Source organism: Methanosarcina sp. DH1 (assembly GCF_020804205.1).
GTDB classification, from domain to species: Archaea; Halobacteriota; Methanosarcinia; order Methanosarcinales; family Methanosarcinaceae; genus Methanosarcina; species Methanosarcina vacuolata.
Genome location: NZ_WJBJ01000038.1, coordinates 17,727 through 36,998, shown reverse-complemented (window position 1 = coordinate 36,998; position 19,272 = coordinate 17,727). Strand labels below are relative to the sequence as shown.

Here is a 19,272-nt window from a genome sequence, read left to right as displayed (position 1 = left end):
CAAAGAAACTGGGGGTAAGTGCATATCAGTACATATGCGATAGAGTCAGCAGTATATGTGAGATGCCATCTTTAGCTCAAATCATCAGAGAAAAAGCTCAGTGAGTGGAAATTGAGGGGTTTCCACTCAATTTGAAGAGGATACCCAAATTTCAATGGTTTTCCAGCCAACCACAAATTTTGATTATTCACAAAAAACTAAACTTAAAATTGAGGAACTTTATCCTCTGCCTTCACTTTATGCTACTTATTTCAATTGCGATATTTGCATTGTCTACCACGCGACCTCTAGGATTATCTTCAAGGAGCTGGTGTGAAATCACTAAATAAAGATAAAATAAGGATAAATAATGCGAAATAATTGAAAATAAGGAGCAATAATGCTAAATAATTGAAAATAAGGATTAATAATGGAAAATAAAAAAATGAGGAAAAATAAGGAAAAATATGAAAAAATAAGGAAAAATAAGTGAATAAAACCAAAAAGAACAAAATGAGAGTTTAATCCTCTCATCTGTTGCCTTAAGTATTGAACTGAGATTCTGCTTTTTTACTTACGTTTATAAAGGAATACGCTAAGGATACAAGCTATTCCTAAACCGATTTCAAACCCAGGTGTCGATGTAATTTTTTGTTCAGCTTCCGTTCTTTCGTTCCCAGTCTCGTTTTGATTTGTATAGTTATTATTAACTGCTCCTGTCTCTGTCTCAGGCTGGGGTTCTGTCACAGTTTCATCAGAAGCTTTTTTTGCTGTGCCTGTTATTGCAAAGGAAGAGAATTCCGGGGTTTTTGCTGTGAAATACAGGAATTTGTCATCTTTTCCTGATGTTTCTAACTCCAGTTGTTCCCATTTTTTCTCTCTGTAACTGTTAAGGGTGATTGAAGCTGGATCTATCTTTTTATCCTCCATCCAGGATTTTTCAACCTTGAAACAAACGGTCGGTTTTTCTATGTTCTTTGAGGTTGCAATTCCACCATTCCCAACCCAAACATTAAAGGATTTGTATACCTCTCCGGAAGGCAGTTCGGAAACCAGGGAGGATTTTCCTTTCAACATCTCTACAATGGTTGTGGTTTTGCCCAGAGTTTTCTTTGCATCAAAGTTCACAGAAACAACGCAGGTTGCATTCTTCGTAAAATCAAACTTTACCTCTTTTCCATTTGTAATGAACACCTGTGAAAGTTCCTTTACTTCAATGTTTTTTGCAGGCTCAGGAGAACCACCTCCTCCGCCTCCGCTACCACTGCTTTTGCTACCACCGCTCTTGCTGTTTCCGTCACTGTTTGAGTTACTGTCGTCGCTGGAATTGTTTTCCAGTACAGTTATTTTATTAATCAGGTAAGAGAAACCGTTTGCATTATAGATTGTCAGGTTAACAGAATACGTACCAGGAGTCTCATATACATAAACAGGGTCCGGGTCACTTGAGTCAGTATTTCCGTCGGAATCGAAGTCCCATACCCTTGAGGTTGCATTCTGGGAATGATCATTAAACTGTACTTCCAGAGGAGCATACCCCTCGGAAACGTTGCTACTGAAATTTGCAACCGGAACCCCCGGTCCTGGAGTGGTCGAATTTGTGACCTTTATGTAACCCGTTTTGTCTATAGAAATATTGCCAGCGGCACTGGTTACCTTTAAAGTAACGTTATATGTGCCAGGTTTCGTAAATGTGTGCGTCGCCTTCATTTCATTTTTAGAGGTAATCCCGTCCCCAAAGTCCCAGAGCCATGAAGCCGAAACTCCATCAATGCCGCTGGCAGTAAATAACACAACTAAAGGCGCAGTTCCAGAAGTTACGTTGGCAGTAAATTCAGCTACCGGTAGCAAGGTGTTTATGGAAGAAAGATCACTCAAATAGATACCATTATTGTCGCTATCGTTAGCTGCTCCCCCACCGTGGTTACTGTCTATTCCCCATACAATAGTGTTCTCGTATACATCCGGTGTAGTGTAAGTCTCTTTTGGATAAATGTAGACTTGAGTGCTTTTTGCGGAAGGAATATCATAAACGTATACACCTGCATAACCAAACTGGTCATCGCCAGATTTTGAATATACGATTTTGTCTCCGTTTATGTTAATATGAGTACCGGTGTCATCTCCCGCATCAGCAATGACATCAGGTCCATATAAGGTATTACCTGTATTATCACTGGTAACATCTATGGTTTTTTTGGTAATAAGGTCATACATTTCAATAAATCCATCCCTGGAATAGAAGTTTGACCATATTACTTTATTACCATATATATGGGGACTAAATATCTGGCTAGAAGAGTGTATATTTGTAGTTTCCATAGTATTAATATCGTAAACAGCTATGGTTCGCCCATCTGTATCCTCATAACCATATGTTATCCTGCCATTATATATGTCAGGACTGTTTCCATCCGCAATTTTAGTCTGTTTGGAAGTTGATATGTCCCGCATATATACTTTGTAATTGTAATTTGATTCATTGTAATCTGCACTCCAAACGATCCTGTTGCCGTAAATAGCAGGTCTGCTGGATTGATCTACATTCTGTGTGATGTAAGTTTTTGCAGCGGTTGATATGTCGTATACTGCTAGCCTTGGTGTCCTGCTGCTTTCGTCATGCCACACTAATGTGTTGCCGTAAATAGCCGGATAGGATGCAGCAGAAGAAGTAACTGTAGTGACTGTTCCGGCGGTCAAATCATAAACCTGGATGACACCACTATTTGTCCATACTACTTTGTTACCATAAATAGCAGGATCAGATCCATTACCAATTCTTGTCACCTGTGTCGCTGATGCTAGAGTTGAAATTAAAACTAAAAATATAAAAATTAAGGTTGTTGAACCTAAAGCTATCGAACATAGCTTTCTATTAATTTTCATTTACCCTCCCCCACGTAGCTTTTATCCCTCAAAGCCAGAGTACAATTTATATAATCTGTATATTCAGGCTTTTGGATGAAATTAATAGCCCTTGATTTTCCCGATAATAATATAATTTTGGATCAAAAATATCAATCTTAATTACATCTATATTTGTATATCAGGTAAACTCGGCAAATAAGTAGGCTGCTTAGATATTATATAATTGTACAAGTAAAATTTTTTCTATTTTTAGTTACTTGTTGATCTTTTTTTAAATTAAAAAAGTTTGGGTATAATAACCCTGGGGTCATGGCAATTTAATTATTTAGCATAATATTTGATAGTTTATAGTCCAAATATAGCGATTCAGACTTAACGTGTGAACAATAACTAAATTTTCAAGACACTACTTTTATAATTAGAAAAAGTCTAGATTATTATACCAGGCACTTGCAAGATACATAAGAAATATAAGTATCTGGCAAGCTCCCATTCTTTCCTGATTGTTGCACTCCTATTTTTGTCGCTTACTTTTTGCCACTTACTTTTTGTCGCTTATTTTCTATCGCTTACTTTTTGTCACTTACTTTTTGTCGATTATGGATGAAGGAAAGAGACTACAGCCATTATTCCATATGTTCCAAGAAGCTGTAGTCCTTCAAACCAGTTGCTTTTGCCGTCTTCTATTATGGATTTGACCATTAAGACGGCAGATACTATGGCAGCGAGTTCGAAAGTGGTAAAAATCAGATTCATGGGGTTCTCGAAAAAATAACTCGTGAATACCAGGACCGGTACTACAAACATAGCGATTTGAGTTGTCGAGCCGATTGCGATCTGGAGCGCCAGATCCATTCGGTTTTTAATTGCGATTGTGACAGCTGAGACATGTTCCGCAGCATTTCCAATTATTGCTATGAAAATCATACCTATGAATAGTTCCGTCCAGCCAAGATTTTCAGCAAGCGGTTCTATGGAGCCGACCAGGATTTCACTTATAACAGCAACCGTAACTGTTGATGCGAAAAGAACCGCAATAGATTTTTTGACGCTCCACCTGGCAACGTACTCTGCCGTATCAACAGTATATAAGTGCTTGTGGGTGTGAAGCGAGAAAAGCAGGCTCGCAAGATATGACACAGCCATAATGACCGAAACTGCAATGCTCAGGGTTTCAACTATTGTATCTGAAGGATTTTCAGAAGTAAGGACGAAAACAGCCGGCATGACAATAGCTGTAGTTGCAAGAAAGAGAGTGGAGGCACTTGTCTTTGCGGCTGTCGTGTTGAACTCCTGCTCATCTTTTCCAAGACCTCCGAAGAAAAACGCCATACCCAGAATCAAAAGCAGATTTCCAATGATGGAGCCCGTAATCGATGCTTTTACCATTTCCGTAAGTCCTGCTTGCAGGGCAAAAAAACTTATGATTAATTCTGTTGCGTTCCCGAAGGTAGCGTTTAATAACCCGCCCAGCGCTGGGCCGGTACGTGCCGAAATTTCCTCTGTCGATTCACCTATAAATTTCGCAAGGGGTATGATTGCAAGCGAAGCTAAAACAAAAATTGCTATGGGTGAAGAGTGTGTATACTCTGCGAACAGGCTCAGCGGCACAAAGATAAGGAATAATTTGAAAACTTTTTCCAGGATTTTTGTTTTTTCCATATTAATGAATCTCCTCTGCCACCTGGCAAAGAGTTACCATAATGTGACTTAGAATACCAGCCCTTTTCATCTCATGTATTAATAACAAGGCTGAAAGATATTTTTATCCCTCAAGCCAGATAGGGGGAAAATTCAAGAATCAAACGAAAAAAAAGGTAGGAAAAATAAAGTATCAGAAGCGTGAGCTGACGCTTTAATTTGAAATTATCAGCTGAAGCTTCCATTTGAAATCAAAAATATTAAAGTCAAATGGAGAGAGTTTTTGCTCCATTTTAAAGCCTTCAAGTTGGATTTCAGAAAGATTGGACCTCATAACGACTTAATTTCCAAAATATTGACTTTTAGAAGACTGGATCTCATAAAGACTGGATCTCATAAAGACTTGATTTTAGGGACGAATCTCATAATGTCTCCCTTTTCTCGGCAGGCTTGAAAGTAACAAGTCTGGGATTTTCCTCAACATCGGCTTTTCCACTGTTTCTGACTACAGGTAGTGCTTTTTTTGTACCGGCAGATTGCCTGGGTTCTGCTTTTGCAGCATGCCTGAGGAGCTTGAATTCCTTCAAAAGCATTCCCAGAACTACCAGCATCATGATATACTCCGTAGCCGGAGATGCAGCCCACACTCCGTCCAGGCCGAAGAAGATCGGCAGGATAAAGAGCAGAGGAAATAGAACAACAAAAATCTTTCCAAGGTAGATGAAGAGTGCTGCTCTTACCCGGTTTATTGACTGGAAATAGATCGCGGTTAGAAGCACGGTACCTTCAGCGAGCAAAGAAAATATGAAAATCTTCATTCCTCGAAGGGTGACTTCCAGAAGTTCGGAGTCTCCCTGGCTGAAGATCTGCACCATTTTTTCGGGAAAAAGGTAGATTAATACAAATCCGAAAACCCCTGTCAAGACGCATGAAAGAATTGTCAGTTTCAGGGTTTTTGAAACTCTTTCATAATAACCGGCTCCATAATTGAAACCTATAATCGGCTGCACTCCCAGGGCTATTCCCTCAAAAAGCATAGAGAATATTGAAAGGACATATCCTATAATGCCATAAGCTGAGACCGCAAGCTCGGAACCGTACCTGAGAAGCATGTAATTGTGTGCAAAGAGTATGAGAGCCAGTGAAAACTGCATGACGAAAGAGGGAAGGCCAGCTCTAAGAATCTGGAACTGGGTTCTAAGCTTGAGTTTCATGGCTTTAAGCCGGAGCTTCAATTTTGCCTCCCTGCCAAAGAGATAATTCATGAACAGTAATGCCGGGAGAGCAAAGGAAACGATTGTGGCAAAGGCGGCACCCACCATTCCCATGCCCATATGCATGATAAAAAGGTAATCAAGCACGAGATTTACAATTACCCCTGCAATCATGATGTTCATACAGAGCCGGGGTTTCCCGTCGTTCCTGACCAGCGGTTCAAGGGCAACTGAAAGGATCATAAAAACTGAACCCGCGAAGATAATCCTCAGGTAATCGCGAGCAAAAGCTAGAGCATGCCCGCTGGCTCCAAGGATGTTGATTGAAGTTTCACAGAAAATCAGCCCGGCTACAGTAAAAACTGCTCCTGTAAGAATACACAGGGAAAAAGCATTATGTACTATATCCAGGGCTCGGCTGAGTTTCTCTTTTCCAAGCTGGAGGGCCGCAAGACTTGATGCACCGATCCCGATAATTACTCCCACCGCGATTATAACCATATATGCGGGATAGGCAAGGGTAATTGCTGCAAGCCCCTGGCTTCCAATAGCATTTCCTATAAAGAGGCCATCAATTATTCCCTGGATTCCGGCAATGACGACTCCAACGACGGTCGGGAACGCAAATTTCAAGAATAGATTCACTATGTCCCCGGATTTCATTTCTTCGTCACTTACCATTCCAGGCCCTCCTTATGCTGTAAAGCCATCTTTCAGAGGTCTGGTTTTGAGATCCCGGGACTATTTTTACCGTTGTCAGGTAGAAGAACCTGTTCAAAGTAAGGTAGGTTTTATTGTGTTTCTGTAGAGAGTGGTGTTTTTTTAAAGTTTTACCTATTATTGAGGGATCGAGACAATAAGAGTCGTTCCTCTCAAATAGTTTACATGAGGTCATAACTCATCCTGGACGAAGCTTCTGAAAATACGCAGATTCAAGTATAGCTGCCCTGTTGCAGAATTAATTAGTCTGTCTATGCCGAACTGGTAACTGCGTATAATCTGTGGGTTAATTTGTGCGCATCCCCGCAGCACTCATTCGTTTTACGAAGCTTCACCGTTTAAAGAGTAAAAGAGGATTCAAACGAACCAAGAATCCTGTGCAATCATGCAACAAAGCAAGTAAAACCAGATTCAGATAGTTATCTGGTTACAGCGAATTTTATATAATAAAAAATATTTATAATTATATATAGATTTGCACTCGTTTTTATTTTAACAGGTTCTTTAATTTGAGGTCTTATAAGTGTTTAAGTGGATAAACTAGCTCTGTTTTAGGCAAAAATACTTCTTAATATGTCTAAAGTTAAAAGCGTGGATAAGATGGTTCAGCTAGAACTAAAAACTCTGAAAAAACATTAGATTTACTCAAGGGCTATTAAATTTGCAAATAAGCGAAAATAAGTCTGAAATGAACAGCTACAGATCCAAAATAAGATCAGATTTACGATAACAATACTATCAGATTTACGATGACAATAAGATCAGATTTACGATGACAATAAGATCAGATTTACGATAACAATAAGATCAGATTTACGATGACAGTAAGTTTAAAGTTTTCAGGTTTACAATAAGTTTTCTCACAATAAAAGTCAAGGGCTTACCCATCCATTTTTATGCAAGAAGTACCTTTACGTCTTAAACTGAACTTTATTCCTTTACTTACCTCTAACCTTTACTTACCTTTACTCATCTATCTGCATTCTGCTAAGCTTTTCATGTAAACCGTTTGTATAGCTTTCTCTTCATAGTTACAAAACCTTCCAGCCGGAAAGAACAAACTGATCAAAAATGTCTACTGAAAATTATCCTACTGAAAATTATACATGTACCCCCCCTGAAGTCCTGGCCCCTGTAGGTGACGAAGAAGCCCTTCTTGCTGCAATACGAGGAGGGGCTGACGCGGTCTATCTCGGGGTTGGCGAATTCAATGCCCGTCAGGGTGCAAAGAATTTCACTATTGAGAACCTTGATGAGGCCGTGAAACTGGCGCACTCACATGGAGTTCTTGTTTACCTGGCCCTCAATATCCCGATCAAGCAAAAAGAGTTGCAGCACGCGCTTGAGATCACAGACTGTGCATATGCAGCCGGAGTCGATGCAGTTATCCTTCAGGACCTGGGGCTTCTCAGGCTTTTAAATGAAATCTATCCGGACTTTGAGCTTCATGCAAGCACCCAGATGACTATCCATAATAAAGGAGGAGTTGATTTTGCAGCAGGGCTGGGAGCAAAAAGAGTTATAGTCTCAAGGGAACTTACTGCGGCTGAGGTAAAGGACATCGTGGACCACTCAAACGCAGAAATTGAGGTTTTCGTCCATGGAGCACTTTGCTACTCCTATTCAGGCAAATGTCTTTTCAGCAGTTTCCTGCATGGCAGGAGCGCAAACAGGGGGGCCTGTGCCCAGCCCTGCCGACGCCGGTACCGATTCGTGGTAAACGGCAGGGAAGTTGACGAAAGACATATCGGTGGCAGTTATCCTATAAGCTGCGCCGAACTCTCCACACTAACAGGGCTTGAGGAAATCATAAAAACCGGAGTTGTAAGCCTCAAAATAGAAGGGCGGATGAAAAAGCCTGAGTACGTTACTGCAAGTGCTGCTGCCTATAAGGTTGCAGTCGAAGGAATATGTGGCCCAGGAGAGAATCCGACAAAAGAGGAACTTGAAGCAAGAGAATCTGAACTTGCAAAACTCTTTTACAGAGGCTTTACAAGAGGCTTCATACTCGGAGAAAAAGGCGTATCTCATCCTAAATACAGTTCAAACTATGGAGCGTTCCTTGGAAAAGTCCTTGATATTTCCCGTTCAAAAGGGAATACGAAACTCACAGTTCGGCTGAATCAGGACATCCAGGTAAAAGACGGTATAAGTATTTTCACGCGAGAGCGGATGCTCGGCTCGGCAGTTACCGGCCTGCTCACGATCTCAGGCGAGCATATCAAAAGTGCGAAAAAAGATGATAAAGTAGGGCTTGAAATCAGCTCGAAGACAGGAAGGGCAGTCCAGAGAGGTGATGAACTCTACCTTACAACAGATACACGGCTCCTCGATACCCTCCAAAAAACAAAACTGAAAACGCTTCCTGTAAGCCTGAAAGTAAGAGCCAGGAAAGGAGAGCGATTTACGGTTGTGATTCGAGAAGAAAGTGAAAAGCCTGGAGAGACCAGTGAGACCACAGAGAAGGTTCTATTTGTGGAATTCACGGATGATTATGTCGTCCAGGAAGCTGAAAAAGCCCCAACTACAATCGAGAAGATAAAAAAAGCAATGGAAAGCCTAGGGGACACTTCTTTTGAGGCAGTTTCTGTTGAGATTGATGCTGATGAAAATATTTTTATTCCGGTCGGCGTGCTGAAGAATGCAAGGAGAAAGGCAGCAGACCTCCTGCTGGAAAAAATTCTCAGTGTAGATAAGAAAGAGCAGAAGCACCCGAATCTTGAGGATTTCAGCCGCCTGTGTAACTCTCAAAGCCGCTGCAGTGAAGCGAGTGATCAGGATGAGCAGTCTCCAGCCGTCAATGAGGCCCTCAACAAAACCCTCAGTGAAACCCGGGGCAGAAATTCAGCTTCAAAGAGTCTCCTTCTTAGTGTTGAAGTAAATGAAAGTCCTTCTCTTTTTGAAGCCGCGTTCGCCGGTGCAGACGTTATCTATGTTCCGGTTTCAAAGTTTGAAGAGCTTTCCGCACCCGAAAATGCGGAAAAGCTTGAAGATTTGAAAGCCGAAAGGGTCGAAATTGTTTTCCGGGTTCCCCTTATAAATCATGATTATGAACTGGATAAACTCAAACCCCTGCTGGAAAAAGTTAAAGAGGCAGGCTTCGGGATAGCCTGTTCCGAGTTTGGGACCTTACAGCTTGCAAAAGAGCTTTCCATACCCTTTACCGCAGGAAAAGAGTTCAATATTTTCAATGCTTTTACTGCCAGCACTCTTTACCAGGCAGGAGCATACAGATCGACCCTTTCAAGCGAACTGAACCTGAGCGATATAAAAAATCTCTGTGAGGCCCTTCAAACTTGCGAGGGCGCAGGACAGACAGAAATTTTTGTTTACGGCAGAGAGCTTATGCTCATTACGGAAAATGACCTTTTAAAGCCCCTTGTTGACAGAAGAATAGTAAGAAAGGACAGCAAAGTGCTTCTTGTTGACCAGGAAAGTTCCGAATTTCCGGTAGAGCGCCTGGGGACTCGGACCCTGATTTATAATTCAAAAGTGCTTGATATGCTGAAGTACGTCAAAAACCTGAAAGATTACGGTGTGGATGTGCTTCGGCTTGATCTTTCATTTAATACTCAGGCTGAGATAAAAGAGATTATAACGGCATACAAAGAAGCCCTTGCAGGAAAAGAAACCAGGCTGAAACCTGCAAGAGGGGTTGAATATACTACAGGGCACTATTTTAAGGGGGTTTAAGGTCAAACTCCTTTAAATGAAAAACGCTACTTTCTTTAGGTGCAGAATAGGGCAGAAAAATAGTTTTAGTCAGGTATTTTTGTTTGATATGATATTCAAATATGAAAGACTTGAAACTGATCAGAAAGTATTCTTCAACAAAAATGCAATCAAAAAATGTATTAAGAAAAACAGGTTATCTGCCGAAAGTGAATTGCAAGAAATCCGGTTGCTCTATTTATAAAAACCCGTTACAAAAACCCAAAAATTTTTTTGTGTGAATATTAAATAAATTAAAAGTTGCCTCAAAGCCGGCAACTGCTTAAACCCTGAAAAGTATCCAGGGTCAAAATCTGTAAATATACTTTACAGTTCTATTTTTAATATGATTTAAAAAGTTATCTTTGCTTACAATTATTTAGTCATTACTACTAATCCGACAATCTTCTGTCCAGAGTACCAGACTTTAACCTGGAAGGTATCAGGATTAGCAAATGCATTTTGTACAGAGGTTTCAATATTGCTGGATGGTTTGGATAAGTACCTCCAGTCATTATCTACATTGAGCCAAAGGGCCCTTGTATTGGTTGAAGGATAGGCCTGCAGTTCAAGCCAGTAAGCGGTTGCTACGCCATTTTTCACGGCTGTTGTGGATACTTTATCCACTGAGGCTGGAGCTGTTGACTGCTGGACGCTTGAGCCCACAGATACTCCGCTATTAGAAGATGCAGCACTCAAGACTGATGGGACCATTGCCAGGATTAAACACATCACTAAACCTGCTATTATAAGCCGATTTTTAAACATCTATTACACCTCAAACTATTTTTTTATACTGTTGAATTTTTCACACTCTATGTGTGAATTTTATTTTATTCTCGAGAATCTTTATGTATCAAATTAAAAGATTCTTAAAATAAACCCCGAGAAATATGTAAAGTATCTTCAATACTTACTAACTGATATATTTATAGACCTTGTATATGATACTTTTGACAGTATTTCCAAATTTGTGCAATCAAGTGCCAGAATCAGGTACAAAAGAGCTTATATAACTCGATGTGTTTAGTGAATTTAATTACTCTGCTACTGTTTTTCTAATTCAGACGTTAAATCCTAAACTTGACATACATTTTAGACAAATAAACACCATGCAAAAAGATTTGTTCAAAAAACTGGATTATCAGAAACTGTTTTACTGCATGCAAAACCAAATAAAAATTCATTAATAGGTCTGAGGTGTCCTTAAAAGAAATTCAAACAGCAAAGCATACTGCGATCAGTAATCTAAAGTCTTAAATAGGTTACGCAGTGCAAAAACGACTAAATCCTGGGTTCTTCGAACCTGTTCTATCAGGGTACCAGTAAAGGCCTATCCAGACTATCCCGCCTTTTCTTAAATGCCTGTAAATTACTTCAGAAACCACATAAATAAATACTTTTAAATACCAAAACAGGTGCAGTTAAATATATATTGAATAAAAAATAAAATATAGACGCTCATGCAAAAAAGGATTATCTATGGAATTGATATTGCCCGGGGCTCTCCCAGGGCAAGAGAACTTCCCAGGTATGCACTTGCTATCCTTAAGGACGGGGAAGTTTTCCACCAAAGTATGCTCCGTCGCCAGAAAATCTTTAATATGATCCAGAGGGAAAAGCCGGAGATAATAGCTGTTGACAATATTTTTGAGCTTGCAGCCGACCGAAGCGAGCTCCTATCTCTTATGGAAAAGCTGCCTGATGGCGTTAAACTTGTCCAGGTCACAGGTGGGCTTCATCCTGAACCACTTGTAAGGCTTGCACGGAAATATGGTTTTTCTTTTGATCCCGAAAACCCGAATGATGAAGCCGAAGCATGTGCCCGTCTTGCAGATCTGGGGGTTGGGCATGAAGTTTCCCTTTTTGAAGATATTACAAAAATTAAAGTTAGTAGAGCCCGTTCCCTTGGAAGGGGAGGCTGGAGCCAGAACCGGTACCGCAGGAAGGTACATGGAGCTGTGTTGCAAAGGAGCAGGGAGATTGAGAATGCCCTGAAAGACCTTTCTCGGGAAAAAGGTATCAGGTTCGAAACCGTAAACGTAAAAGGTTTCGGAGGCTATGTCAGGTCTGAATTCACAGTTTATGCAAAACGTGGAGAGATACCGATACATCCAATGGCAAGTAATGATGCTCAGGTAAGCGTAAGAAGTGTTGAACGCGATAAAATCCGATATGTTCCCCTTAAACCGAAGAATACGAGACGCAAGTTTACAATCGTGGGAATCGATCCTGGAACAACCGTGGGAATAGCGATTCTCTCTCTTGACGGAGAGCTTCTTTACTTGAAAAGCTCCAGGGGGATTGCTCCTGACGAAGTTGTCAAACTTATTGCCGAATACGGAAAACCTGCAGTTGTTGCCAGCGATGTAACTCCAATGCCGAGTTCAGTTGAGAAAATCCGAAGAAGCTTCAACGCAGTACCTGCAAGTCCTGGTATAGAGGTTTCTGCCGAGGAAAAAATAGCGCTTGGAAGGACTTTTGGTTACTCGAATGACCACGAAAGGGATGCACTGACTGCTGCTCTTCTCACCTACAGGAGTTATAAGAACATATTTTCCAGGATTGAAAAGAAAGCTCCGCAAAATGCAGATCTTGAGCTGATAAAGTTTTATGTGATCAGTGGAGCTTCGATAGAGGCAGCAATTGAAAAGGCCCGGGTGTCAGGTGAACCTGAAAAACCGAGGCCAAGAGAACATGCCGAAAAGCCGGAGGACAGGGCAGTTGACGAATCTCTCCTGAAAATGAGAGAAACTGTCCAGCGGCAGAGCGAGCAGATTCAGAACCTTCAGGAATATCTTGAGGAACTAAAGAAAGAACTGATTGCAAAAGACCGGAAAATCTCAAAGCTCGAGTCAAGGTTAAACAGCTTCAAAAAGGAAGCTTACAGCGAAATTCGGAAAGCAAAAGAAATCAAGATCAGGGACGAAACTATTGAAAACCTGAAGAAAGAGGTCAGCCATAGAAACAAAACCGTAAAGGAGCTGCGGCGCAGAAGCAACAAGCTGCGTAAAATCCAGAAGATGGAGGTCCGTGGTGAAGGTACGGCTGTCAAAGTTATTGCTGCTTTTACGAAGGAGTCCATTGCCGAAACAAAGGAAAAATACGGGCTTAAGACAGGTGATGTAGTTTTCCTTGAAAACCCAAGCGGAGGCGGAACTGCAACCGCTCAGATCCTTGTAGAAGCCGGAATCCGCGCTGTACTCATCCCTGAGGATATCTCGCACGCAGCCGAGGAAACCTTCTTCAAAGGCGATGTGCCGGTCTTAAAGAATATCCCGCTTGAGAGGGCTGAAGACTTTGCAATGGCCGAACCAGAAACTCTTAAAGCCGCAATCGCAGCCTGGGAAAAAGAAGCCGATGCAAAACGGCACAAAGCTAAAGAGGACGAACTGCAGAGCCTTTTTGATGAATATAGGAGTGAAAGGCGCAGGGGCCTGGTATAAAAAGGCACTTTTTAAATTGCATGGCCTCTCCATATTCCTCATTTGTAAGGACTTTCCCCGCTAGAGAGACTGAACTCCGGTGAAGATTTGAGCGACATATCGGGCAGCGATTTCGGGAAGCACCTCTTTTTTAAGCAATAAAACCTATCTGAATCAACATGCAAGACCCCATAAAACCTGCTAAATACTCTGATAAAAAAACTGTTAATACCCCAATTAAAGAGCATTTTCAGCTCAAGGAAACCATAGTTACTATTGCAGCCGATAACCAGGCCCATATTGAAGCTGCAAAAGAAGCGATCCGCATCCACAGGGCAGCCCTTGAGACTTACATTCTTTCCGATCCTTATTTTCAGCTTACTCTCGAACCCTACGAATGCCCTGAAAATGTCCCTGAGGTTGTAAGAAGGATGGTAAAAGCAGGAAACACTATGGGTATAGGGCCAATGAGTGCGGTTGCAGGTACGATTTCGGCTCTTGCTGTGGAAGCAATGGTTGAAGCAGGAGCAAAATACGCTATTGTCGATAACGGCGGAGATATTGCACTCATCAATGACAGGCCTGTTGTAGTTGGGATCTATGCAGGACAGTCACCTATTAAAAACCTGGGGCTAGTGTTCGAACCCAGAGACTCGATTACAGGCGTATGCACTTCAGCAGGGACAGTTGGCCCTTCAATCAGCTTCGGGATGGCAGATGCGGCTGCAGTATTTTCAGATGATGTTTCCCTGGCAGATGCGGCTGCAACGGCTCTTGGAAATGAGGTAGACATAGGAAAAGAATCTGTGGAGGCTTCTTTCAAAGCCGTAAAAGGAATTGCAGGAATAAAAGGGGCACTTGTAATCCAGGGAGAATATATTGGCATGTGGGGACAGGTGCCAGGGATTACGAGGGCGGATGTCAGGTATGAGTATATAACTAAAGCGTGATTATCCGATGCTCCTTAATATAACTAAAGCGTGGTTATCCAATGCTCCTTAATATAACTAAAGCGTGAGTATCCAATGCTCTTTAATATAACTAGAGCGTGATTATCCGGTGCTCCCCTTAACATGATTATATGGTGCTCAGCCACTAAATCTTTAGTTTAGCGGTAGTTTACCCAGAACCCATCATCAAATCTGATTTGCTCCTTCGTCTTATTGCTCTTACTCATAACTATAATAACTATAAAAAGATAGGAACATTGAGGTTAAGAAATCCCAGTTACATCCGAGTTCCATTTTTTAAAAATGTTTAAATTTAGAAATTTGGATTTGACTTTGATTAATAGTACTTTATTTTTGGAGAGGGTGACTATCGGGAAAACCGAGACATTATTAAGAATCGGGGCAAAAGTCTCAAGTTACCCGTAAATAAGAGAAATAAATTGAATTCTTGGCCTTACTTTTAAAAAGTTGAAAATTCTCGTACATATATTTTTCCGGCAAAATTGGGAAAAATCTGGTTGAAATTCGTCACGAAAGAAACAATTTTATCTTACATGTACAAAAATTATAAAAGAAAAAGCACTCTCACCATAAACTATTTATAGAATAGCTGGAATTAGAGGGTTGCACTGGTGTGATAGGTGCTCCCTGAGGCAGCGGGGCAGCAGGGTAGCATGAAAAAATATCCAGGTGCAAAAAAGTAAAGTGAAGAAAAAAGCAACTGGGCCCGTAGCTCAGTCAGGCAGAGCGACTGGCTTTTAACCAGTCGGCCTAGGGTTCAAATCCCTACGGGCCCGCCATGTTCTTAATTATACCCGGCGGAAAGGCCATCCACGGGAGAAATGATCTGACAAATTTTTTGAATACTTTATTTTTGGAGGAAAGGATTTGACAAAATTCAGCCTGCTCGACCATGAGTCGGTCCCTAAACATGAAATCATGCCTGAAGGCGAGTTAAAGTCTGTTTTAAGCAAGTATTCCATTGAAAAGGAGCAACTTCCGAAAATCAAAGTGCACGACCCTGTTTGTAAGGAAATAGGAGCTGTTGTTGGAGACGTAGTGAAAATCACAAGAAAAAGTCAAACTGCAGGGGAGGCAGATTACTACAGACTTGTGATCGAATAAGCGGAGGGGAGTAAACCGCTTGTATGATCAAATTTTCTTTACGGAATGCCTTTTTGAATTCCATGCACCATCGTATGGCAAAACTCAACAGTTGCACATCGATCCAAGGATCAGAATCTCTTGATTTTCATTTTAATAAAGCAAAGAGGGTGCTATCATCGCGTTAGAAACAAGTATACTGTCGCAGGCTTATTTTACACGGGACAAGATAGTGCAGCACCATATAGACTCATTTAACAAGTTTATAGATTACGGGCTGCAAAAAATCATAGATGAACAGAGAACAATAGAAACCGATATCGAGGATACCTACCTCAAACTTGGAAAAATCCGGGTAGAACATCCTGTGGTAAAGGAAGCCGACGGGGCAATCGAAAAACTCTATCCCAACGAGGCAAGGCTCAGGAACCTTTCATACTCAGGTCCTCTCTACCTCGAAATGAGCGTGGTAAAAGAAGGAGTTGAGTCTGAAGTAATGGAAGCAAAAATAGGGCAGCTTCCTATCATGGTCAAATCCAAGATATGTAACCTTCCAGGGCTTAGCGAAACCGAAAAAGTACGGTATGGAGAAGATCCTCTTGACCCTGGGGGATATTTCATTATCGGCGGTACCGAAAGGGTGGTTATGACCCTTGAAGACCTCGCCCCGAACAAAATTCTAGTAGAGTATGGCGAGAGATACGGCGATATGATAGAGGTCGCAAAGGTCTTCTCACAAAAACGCGGATACAGGGCTCTCGTAATCGTAGAAAGAGGACGAAAGTCCCTGCTTGAGGTTTCTTTCCCTTCTATTTCAGGCAGAGTTTTCTTCATTACCCTGATGAGAGCTCTTGGAATTGTAACTGACGAAGATATTGTAAATGCAGTTTCAAGCGATCCCGAAATTATTAAGTTCATGCTGGAAAACCTTGAAGAAGCCGAAGTCGAGACCCAGGAAGAAGCAATCGAGAAAATCGGGGCCCGGGTCGCTGCAGGTCAGGCCAAGGAATACCAGATAAAAAGAGCAAACTACGTTATTGACAGGTATCTGTTCCCTCATCTTGGAAACGACATGAGAGACAGGATCTCTAAGGCTCACTTCCTTGCAAGAATGGCTGAGTCCTGTTTTGAGCTGGCCCTTGGCAAGCGTTCGGAAGATGATAAAGACCACTATGCAAATAAAAGGCTAAAACTCGCAGGAGACCTGATGGAAGACCTCTTCAGGGTATCCTTCAACAGGCTTGCAAGAGATATAAAATACCAGCTCGAGCGCGCAAATATGAGAAACAGGGAGTTGAACGTCGCAACAATAGTCAGGGCCGATGTGTTGACTGACCGCCTGCAGCACCCTCTGGCAACCGGAAACTGGGTTGGAGGACGAACAGGTGTATCTCAGCTCCTTGATAGAAACGACTATATCTCCACGCTTTCCCATCTGCGCCGGGTAATTTCGCCCCTTTCACGAGCCCAGCCTCACTTTGAGGCCCGAGACCTGCATGCAACCCAGTGGGGAAGGCTCTGCCCTTCGGAAACTCCTGAAGGCCCGAACTGTGGCCTGGTGAAAAACTTTGCCGAGATGGTTGAACTTTCAACAGGTATCGAAAATATCGATGGGATAAAGAAAATCCTTCATGACCTGAATGTCGAGCGCGTGGTTGTAAAGGTACCGGAAATCCCGGTCAAAATAAAAGAAACCATACTTGATGAGTTCGGAGAAGAGGTTGTTGAAGAATATGAAGAGCCTTCGGAAAGCGAAAGCAAATTCAAAGATGATGAGTTTTACGATTATTCAGATATGGACGATGCCGGATCAATGTTCGGTGATTGAGGGGTCGATGCCAGATGACTAAAGCAAAAGTATTCATAAACGGGGAGCTTGTCGGGACCCACGATAACCCTGCGGAACTTGTGGACGAGCTTAGAAAGATGAGGCGGCAGGGGTTCATATCCAGGCAGGTCAATGTCGCTCTTAACAGCAATACAAGAGAAGTTATTATAAACTCCGACATGGGCAGAGCAAGAAGGCCCCTTTTAGTTGTGGAGAACGGAGCTCTAAAGGTAACTCCAGAGCACGTAGAGAAACTTAAGAATAAAGAAATCATTTTTGACGACCTGGTAAAAGAAGGCTGTATAGAGTATCTCGATGCCGAAGAAGAGGAAAATGCCTACATCGCGCTCTACGAAGCTGACATTACTTCGAAGCACACTCACATGGAGATTGACCCTGAACTTATTCTTGGAATCTCTACGGGAATGGTGCCTTATCCTGAACATAATGCATCTCCGCGTAACACCATGGGTGCAGCCATGATCAAACAGTGTATCGGGGTTGCAACTGCAAACCAGAAGCTCAGACCTGATACCCGTGCCCATGTCCTTCACTACCCTCAGAGGGCAATGACCAGAACCAGGACCTCGGAAGCAATAGGTTTTGATGACAGGCCTGCGGGCCAGAACTTCGTGGTCGCGATTCTGTCTTATGAAGGATATAACATTGAAGACGCTCTGATTTTCAATAAAGGCTCAATTGAAAGAGGTCTCGGAAGAAGTCACTTCCTCAGGACTTTTGAAGGAGAAGAACGCAGGTACCCGGGTGGACAGGAAGATAAGTTCGAGATCCCTGACTCCGAATACCGTGGAGCGCGCAGTGCAGAAGCCTATGCGAACCTGGATACAGACGGGCTTGTAAATCCCGAAACCCCTGTAGGCCCCAACGACGTGCTTATCGGAAAGACCAGTCCACCAAGGTTCCTTGAAGAACCATCAGACTTCGGGATTTCAGTCGAGCAGAGGAGAGAAAGCTCGATCACAATGCGGTCAAATGAAACCGGAATTGTTGACACGGTCATCCTGACTGAATCCATTAACGGAACCAGGCTCGCCAAAGTAAAAGTAAGAGATGAAAGGATTCCTGACATTGGGGACAAATTCGCTTCAAGGCACGGGCAAAAAGGAGTTATCGGCCTGAAAGTCCCGATTGCAGATATGCCGTTTACGGAATCCGGCCTGACTCCGGACCTGATGATCAACCCACATGCAATTCCTTCCCGTATGACTGTAGGTCACGTCCTGGAAATGATTGGGGGAAAAGTAGGTTCTATGGAAGGCAGACGGGTTAATGCAACAGCTTTCTCAGGGGAGAACGAAGAAGACCTCAGAGAAGCCCTGAAAAAGCACGGGTTTGCCCATACCGGAAAAGAAATTTTCTACGATGGAGCAACCGGCAAGATGATCCCTGCAGATGTCTTTGTTGGGGTTATTCTCTACCAGAAACTGCACCATATGGTTACTTCGAAAATGCACGCAAGGTCCCGTGGACCTGTACAGGTGCTTACCCGCCAGCCAACCGAAGGCCGAGCCAGAGAAGGTGGTCTCAGATTCGGAGAAATGGAGCGTGATGTGCTGGTAGGGCACGGAGCTGCCATGTCATTAAAAGAAAGGCTGCTTGACGAGTCGGACAAGGTTGTGGAACTTGTCTGCTCTCACTGTGGAATGATTGCAACGTATGATAAGCAGCGAAATGTCTCTTTCTGCTCAACCTGCGGGGCTGACACGGATATATACCCTGTGGAAATGAGCTATGCATTCAAGCTGCTGCTGGACGAAATCAAATCCCTGGGAGTTGCGCCCAGGCTTAAACTTGAAGATGCGGTATGAGGT

At 42.4% G+C, this 19,272-nt stretch carries 10 protein-coding genes and 1 tRNA gene; 7 read left to right on the top strand and 4 right to left on the bottom strand.

The features are described 5' to 3' along the window. Positions 1 to 549: 549 nt before the first annotated feature. The 3 genes from FXW07_RS18855 to FXW07_RS18845 form a co-directional block, all read right to left on the bottom strand. Positions 550 to 2,865, bottom strand: a complete 2,316-nt coding sequence (locus tag FXW07_RS18855; protein WP_229397142.1) for a PGF-pre-PGF domain-containing protein — start codon at positions 2,863 to 2,865, stop codon at positions 550 to 552. 579 nt (positions 2,866 to 3,444) lie between these two features. Next, positions 3,445 to 4,509, bottom strand: a complete 1,065-nt coding sequence (cax, locus tag FXW07_RS18850) for a calcium/proton exchanger (RefSeq protein WP_229397141.1) — start codon at positions 4,507 to 4,509, stop codon at positions 3,445 to 3,447. Between the two features lie 401 nt (positions 4,510 to 4,910). After that, positions 4,911 to 6,383, bottom strand: coding sequence for an MATE family efflux transporter (locus FXW07_RS18845; protein WP_229397140.1), 1,473 nt, complete (start codon positions 6,381 to 6,383; stop codon positions 4,911 to 4,913). A 1,110-nt stretch (positions 6,384 to 7,493) separates the two neighbouring features. Here FXW07_RS18845 and FXW07_RS18840 point away from each other — a divergent pair. Further along, positions 7,494 to 10,115: a U32 family peptidase gene (locus tag FXW07_RS18840; protein WP_229397139.1), complete on the top strand. Its 2,622-nt coding sequence runs from the start codon at positions 7,494 to 7,496 to the stop codon at positions 10,113 to 10,115. Between the two features lie 393 nt (positions 10,116 to 10,508). Here FXW07_RS18840 and FXW07_RS18835 read toward each other — a convergent pair whose 3' ends face one another. Continuing rightward, on the bottom strand, positions 10,509 to 10,901 hold the full coding sequence (locus FXW07_RS18835; protein WP_229397138.1) for a hypothetical protein: 393 nt from the start codon (positions 10,899 to 10,901) through the stop codon (positions 10,509 to 10,511). Between the two features lie 695 nt (positions 10,902 to 11,596). Here FXW07_RS18835 and FXW07_RS18830 point away from each other — a divergent pair. The 6 genes from FXW07_RS18830 (at position 11,597) to rpoB (ending at position 19,269) form a co-directional block, all read left to right on the top strand. Next, the gene (locus tag FXW07_RS18830; RefSeq protein ID WP_229397137.1) at positions 11,597 to 13,579 is read left to right on the top strand and encodes a DUF460 domain-containing protein; all 1,983 of its coding nucleotides are present in this window, start codon (positions 11,597 to 11,599) and stop codon (positions 13,577 to 13,579) included. 158 nt (positions 13,580 to 13,737) lie between these two features. Continuing rightward, positions 13,738 to 14,508: a UPF0280 family protein gene (locus FXW07_RS18825; protein WP_229397136.1), complete on the top strand. Its 771-nt coding sequence runs from the start codon at positions 13,738 to 13,740 to the stop codon at positions 14,506 to 14,508. 723 nt (positions 14,509 to 15,231) lie between these two features. Then, positions 15,232 to 15,308, top strand: a tRNA-Lys gene (locus FXW07_RS18820). Positions 15,309 to 15,396: 88 nt separating this feature from the next. Next, complete coding sequence (locus FXW07_RS18815; RefSeq protein WP_048121512.1) at positions 15,397 to 15,633, top strand: DNA-directed RNA polymerase subunit H; 237 nt, start codon at positions 15,397 to 15,399, stop codon at positions 15,631 to 15,633. Positions 15,634 to 15,787: 154 nt separating this feature from the next. Beyond that, a complete protein-coding gene (locus tag FXW07_RS18810) occupies positions 15,788 to 17,440 on the top strand; it encodes a DNA-directed RNA polymerase subunit B'' (protein ID WP_346655682.1) in 1,653 nt (550 codons plus the stop codon). 14 nt (positions 17,441 to 17,454) lie between these two features. Further along, entirely contained in the window at positions 17,455 to 19,269 is a 1,815-nt protein-coding gene (rpoB, locus tag FXW07_RS18805) for a DNA-directed RNA polymerase subunit B (RefSeq protein ID WP_229397134.1), read from the top strand. Positions 19,270 to 19,272 lie beyond the last annotated feature (3 nt).

Coding starts and splice junctions, on each gene's coding strand:
- FXW07_RS18855 (WP_229397142.1), bottom strand. CDS start 2,865: ATGAAAATTAATAGAAAGCTATGTTCGATAGCTTTAGGTTCAACAACC.
- cax (WP_229397141.1), bottom strand. CDS start 4,509: ATGGAAAAAACAAAAATCCTGGAAAAAGTTTTCAAATTATTCCTTATC.
- FXW07_RS18845 (WP_229397140.1), bottom strand. CDS start 6,383: ATGGTAAGTGACGAAGAAATGAAATCCGGGGACATAGTGAATCTATTC.
- FXW07_RS18840 (WP_229397139.1), top strand. CDS start 7,494: ATGTCTACTGAAAATTATCCTACTGAAAATTATACATGTACCCCCCCT.
- FXW07_RS18835 (WP_229397138.1), bottom strand. CDS start 10,901: ATGTTTAAAAATCGGCTTATAATAGCAGGTTTAGTGATGTGTTTAATC.
- FXW07_RS18830 (WP_229397137.1), top strand. CDS start 11,597: ATGCAAAAAAGGATTATCTATGGAATTGATATTGCCCGGGGCTCTCCC.
- FXW07_RS18825 (WP_229397136.1), top strand. CDS start 13,738: ATGCAAGACCCCATAAAACCTGCTAAATACTCTGATAAAAAAACTGTT.
- rpoB (WP_229397134.1), top strand. CDS start 17,455: ATGACTAAAGCAAAAGTATTCATAAACGGGGAGCTTGTCGGGACCCAC.